2 protein-coding genes are annotated in these 4,439 nt (G+C 38.4%); both read left to right on the top strand.

Going from position 1 to position 4,439, the window contains the following annotated elements; genetic code table 11:
• Positions 1 to 491: 491 nt before the first annotated feature.
• Positions 492 to 1,907: a sodium:alanine symporter family protein gene (locus I6E69_RS20320; RefSeq protein ID WP_197122187.1), complete on the top strand. Its 1,416-nt coding sequence runs from the start codon at positions 492 to 494 to the stop codon at positions 1,905 to 1,907.
• Between the two features lie 164 nt (positions 1,908 to 2,071).
• Complete coding sequence (locus tag I6E69_RS20315) at positions 2,072 to 3,670, top strand: BCCT family transporter (RefSeq protein ID WP_197122184.1); 1,599 nt, start codon at positions 2,072 to 2,074, stop codon at positions 3,668 to 3,670.
• The last annotated feature ends 769 nt before the right edge of the window (positions 3,671 to 4,439 follow it).

Raw genomic sequence — 4,439 nt, 5'->3', positions numbered from 1 at the left:
TTTCAATTGAGACTCTAATTTGTTTGCCTCGCTACCTAAGTAGTTTGGCTGTTAGAACTCAATCTGTACGAGTGCCCACACAGATGATTGCTTTATATTTTTAAAGAACGTTGCGATTATAAAGTTGAACTCTACCTCGCTAGGGCTGCGCATATTACGCTTTCCTATTTTTTTGTCAACACTTAAATTTAAACTTTCTAAGAAGATTCAATCTAAGTTTCACTTAACACCCTGAGTTGTTTGTGCCTCGCTATGCGTTGCCATATCCCGTCTCAGTGGGGTCGCATTATAGGGAGCGGCGGATTTTACGCAAGCGTTATTTGCATAAAACAGTAATTAAAATTAAGCCCCAAGCAAGCGCACACGATAGACACAAGTTACCCACAAAACCCTGTTGATAACTCTGTTTTTGAACTTTAAAACTAAACACTTTTATCCTGATGTGATAAGTTGCGGTCACTTTTTTTAACTCATGTATTTAGGCAGTATCCATGACAGACATAATAAATAGTATAAGTGCCCTTCTATGGGGGCAAGTTCTCGTCTACTTATTAATAGCAGCGGGCCTCTTCTTTACTTTTCGACTAGGCTTTATTCAATTTGTGCAATTCCCACATATGTTCAAAGTTATGTTTGGTTCTCGTAAATGTGCCGATAACGAAATTTCATCCTTTCAGGCTTTTTGTACTTCATTAGCAGCTCGTGTCGGTACTGGTAATATGGCAGGTGTTGCTGTTGCCTTATATCTAGGTGGCCCAGGTGCTATTTTCTGGATGTGGCTTATTGCATTAATAGGTATGGCTACAAGTTTTGCCGAGAGTACTTTAGCTCAGGCTTATAAAACAAAAGATGCAGATGGTAATTTTAGAGGTGGCCCTGCTTATTATATGCAAAACGGTTTAGGCAAACGTTGGATGGGAACTTTATTCTCGTTATGTTTAATTTTAGCCTTTGGTTTAGTATTTAACGCAGTACAGTCAAACTCTATTGCTGCAGCATTTGAAGTAGCGTTTGATGTACCTAAGTATATAGTAGGCATTTGCTTGGTTGTTGGCTCTGGCATCATTATTTTTGGTGGCCTAAAAACAATTTCTCGCTTTGCTGAAATGGTTGTGCCATTTATGGCATTAGCTTACCTGCTGGTTGCACTTTATGTATGCGCCATTAACTTTACTGCACTACCTGATGTGCTAGTGCTTATTATAAAAAGTGCTTTTGGTATTGAACAAGCTGGTGCTGGTGCTATTGGATACGGTGTCACACAAGCGATGATCCAAGGTATAAAGCGTGGTTTATTCTCAAACGAAGCTGGTATGGGTAGTGCAGCTAATGCCGCGGCTACTGCGACGCCTTACCCTCCTCACCCAGCATCACAAGGTTATGTGCAAATGTTAGGCGTATTTATTGATACTATTGTTATTTGTACAGCGACTGCTTCTCTTATTTTACTATCGCAGCAATTAGTACCTGAATCTGGTGTTATGGGGATTGAACTTACACAAGCAGCATTACAAGAACATGTCGGCGACTGGGGTACTTACTTTATTGCTATTGCTATATTGTTTTTTGCTTTTACTTCTATTGTGGCTAATTACTCTTACGCTGAAACAAATTTAATGTTTTTAGAGCACAACTCTAATAAAGGTATGTTTATCTTTAGACTTGTTGTTTTAGGTATGGTGATGTTTGGTGCTGTTGGTGAGCTTGGTTTAATTTGGACGCTGGCAGATATATCAATGGGTTTAATGGCCATTGTAAACGTTATAGCGCTATTTATGCTTTCAGGTGTTGTTGTATGGCTTTCAAAAGACTATAACGAACAACGCAAAAAGGGCTTAATACCCACCTTTGACAAAAGTAAGCATCCTAAACTTGCTAAAGAGGTTGACCCAGCGGCCTGGGAATAGAAAATAATCAGCGAGCTACGGCTCGCTTTTTTAGTTCTAAAAATAACAAATACTACGCTTAATCATCTCATTTCTTATAAATAAAAGTTATATTAATTTTAAAACTATTTTATATTTAATTACGTAGGATGTATGAATTAAGTTATCTATAAAAAGGAGATCCGATGGATGACATGACAAAAAAATACAGTATAGACACTACTGATTACCAAGTTGGGCAAGATAATGTACAAAAGTGGGGATTTGATATCCATAACCCAGTATTTGGTATAAGCGCCTTCTTAGTTGTTTTATTTGTAATACTTACCCTAGTTTTTGACCCTACCGTTACCCGTGATGCACTAACCTCGACTAAAGACGCAATAATTAATCAATTTGATAGTTACTTTATGTTACTAGCCAATGCCTTTGTGATCTTTTGCGTTATTTTAGCATTTTCTCCTTTAGGTAAAATTCGGTTGGGTGGCGTAAAAGCTCGTCCAGAACATGGTTACATGTCATGGCTTTCAATGCTCTTTGCAGCAGGAATGGGGATTGGCTTACTGTTTTGGGGAGTTGCTGAGCCAACTGCATATTATACTGGTTGGTATCATATGCCTATGTGCGTTGAGCCAAATTCACCGCAAGCACACTCATTAGCTTTGGGTGCAACCATGTACCACTGGGGTTTACATGGATGGGCGATTTACGCAGTTGTTGGGTTAAGCTTGGCTTTTTTTGCATTTAATAAAGGCCTTCCTTTATCTATACGTTCGGTTTTTTATCCATTATTTGGTGATCGCGCCTGGGGATGGCTCGGTCATATCATAGATATACTCGCTGTACTGTCTACTTTATTTGGTTTAGCTACATCGCTAGGCCTTGGCGCTCAACAAGCTACCAGCGGGATAAATTATCTGTTAGGCACTGATTACGGGACTGCTTTTCAAATATCTGTTATTGGTTTAGTAACGTGCATTGCAATTTTCTCAGTTATTAGAGGTATTGAGGGGGGTGTTAAAGTACTGAGCAATGTTAATTTAATTTGTGCATTTATTTTATTATTAGCCGTTATTGCCCTTACTTTCTCTGATGCAATTACTGCTATTTGGTTTACCCTTGGGGCGTACGTAGAGCACTTTGTACCTTTGAGCAATCCATTCAATAGACCCGATGAAGATTGGATGCACTCTTGGACTGTGTTTTATTGGGCATGGTGGATATCATGGTCGCCGTTTGTTGGGATGTTTATTGCCCGAGTTTCAAAGGGACGCACTGTACGCGAGTTTTTACTCGTCGTCATTGGCCTACCAACGCTTCTTAGTTTAGTTTGGATGGGCGTGTTCGGAAATATGGCAATTACACAAGTTATAGATAAAGTTGGCCCACTTGGACAAAATGGTTTAACTGATATCTCAGTGACTTTATTTCAAGTATACGAGCAGTTACCTCTTTCTAGTTTTATTTCTATTATTTCTATAGCACTCGTTTTGGTGTTTTTTATAACGTCGTCTGATTCAGGATCGCTTGTAATAGATGGTATAACTGCGGGCGGTAAAATAGATGCACCAGTGCCACAACGTATATTTTGGGCTACAGTCGAAGGCGTGATTGCAGCAGTATTGCTCTGGGTTGGTGGCTCGCAAGCATTGCAAGCGCTTCAGTCGGGCGTAGTTACTACAGCTTTGCCGTTTTCAATAGTACTTATTTTAATGTGTGTTGCGCTTATTCAAGGCTTATTGAGCGAGTATCCAATTTACAAAGCTCAGAGTAAACTGCAATAACAATTTATCCTTTATAAGCGATCCTCAAGGGTCGCTTATAAAATCTTCGCAATTCATATAACTAAGTGCTTAACGCACTCCCTATACTCCCACCTTAAATTTATTTTAGACACCGCACTTCTATTACATTCATTAATGCCACCCCTCGTTAAAACTTAGGTACAGGAGTAATTGCCAAGAAAATTAAATAACCAGCGTTCTGATTTTTTGCTTTGTTATAAACAGGTGCTCTTATACCAATTCGCTTAAATAAGTGATCTATTTTGAGGATGGTGAAACGTGTTGATAGCTAGGAAAAAAATCGCTATTTAGTTGCTCTCGGCAATTGCTCCTGCATTGCTCTACCTTCTGCATCCATGCAGTCGTAAATGAGAATTTTTTAACACAGGTAGCGACACGTTTAGCCCCGCAAAATAATTAAGTATTATTGCGGATTGGTATTATTCACAATTAATTATACCAATTCAGTTAATTAACCAGCTGGGATAAAAGTAGTAACGGTTAATTACAAACAGGGAGCTTTATAAATGTATGATGATGAAACTCTAAGATAATAAAAAGAAATAGATTTTAAAGGTAAGTAGGTATTAAAAATAAGATTAGAGAATTTAAGTAAGAATAATTTTTGAATGTTTTAAAATTAGAAGCAATTTAGAATTTAAGTGAATTTAATCTGAGGATTTTAGTAAAGATGGTGCCCGAGGCCGGACTTGAACCGGCACGACTTGTTAGTCGAGGGATTTTAAATCCCTTGTGTCTACCAATTCCA

Source organism: Pseudoalteromonas sp. NZS100 (assembly GCF_015864815.1).
In the GTDB taxonomy this organism is placed as follows: Bacteria; Pseudomonadota; Gammaproteobacteria; order Enterobacterales; family Alteromonadaceae; genus Pseudoalteromonas; species Pseudoalteromonas distincta.
This window is presented reverse-complemented; position numbering and strand designations above follow the sequence as displayed.

Bases quoted from the DNA above. Each gene is read 5' to 3' on its own strand.
- I6E69_RS20320 (WP_197122187.1), top strand. From the start codon at position 492: ATGACAGACATAATAAATAGTATAAGTGCCCTTCTATGGGGGCAAGTT.
- I6E69_RS20315 (WP_197122184.1), top strand. From the start codon at position 2,072: ATGGATGACATGACAAAAAAATACAGTATAGACACTACTGATTACCAA.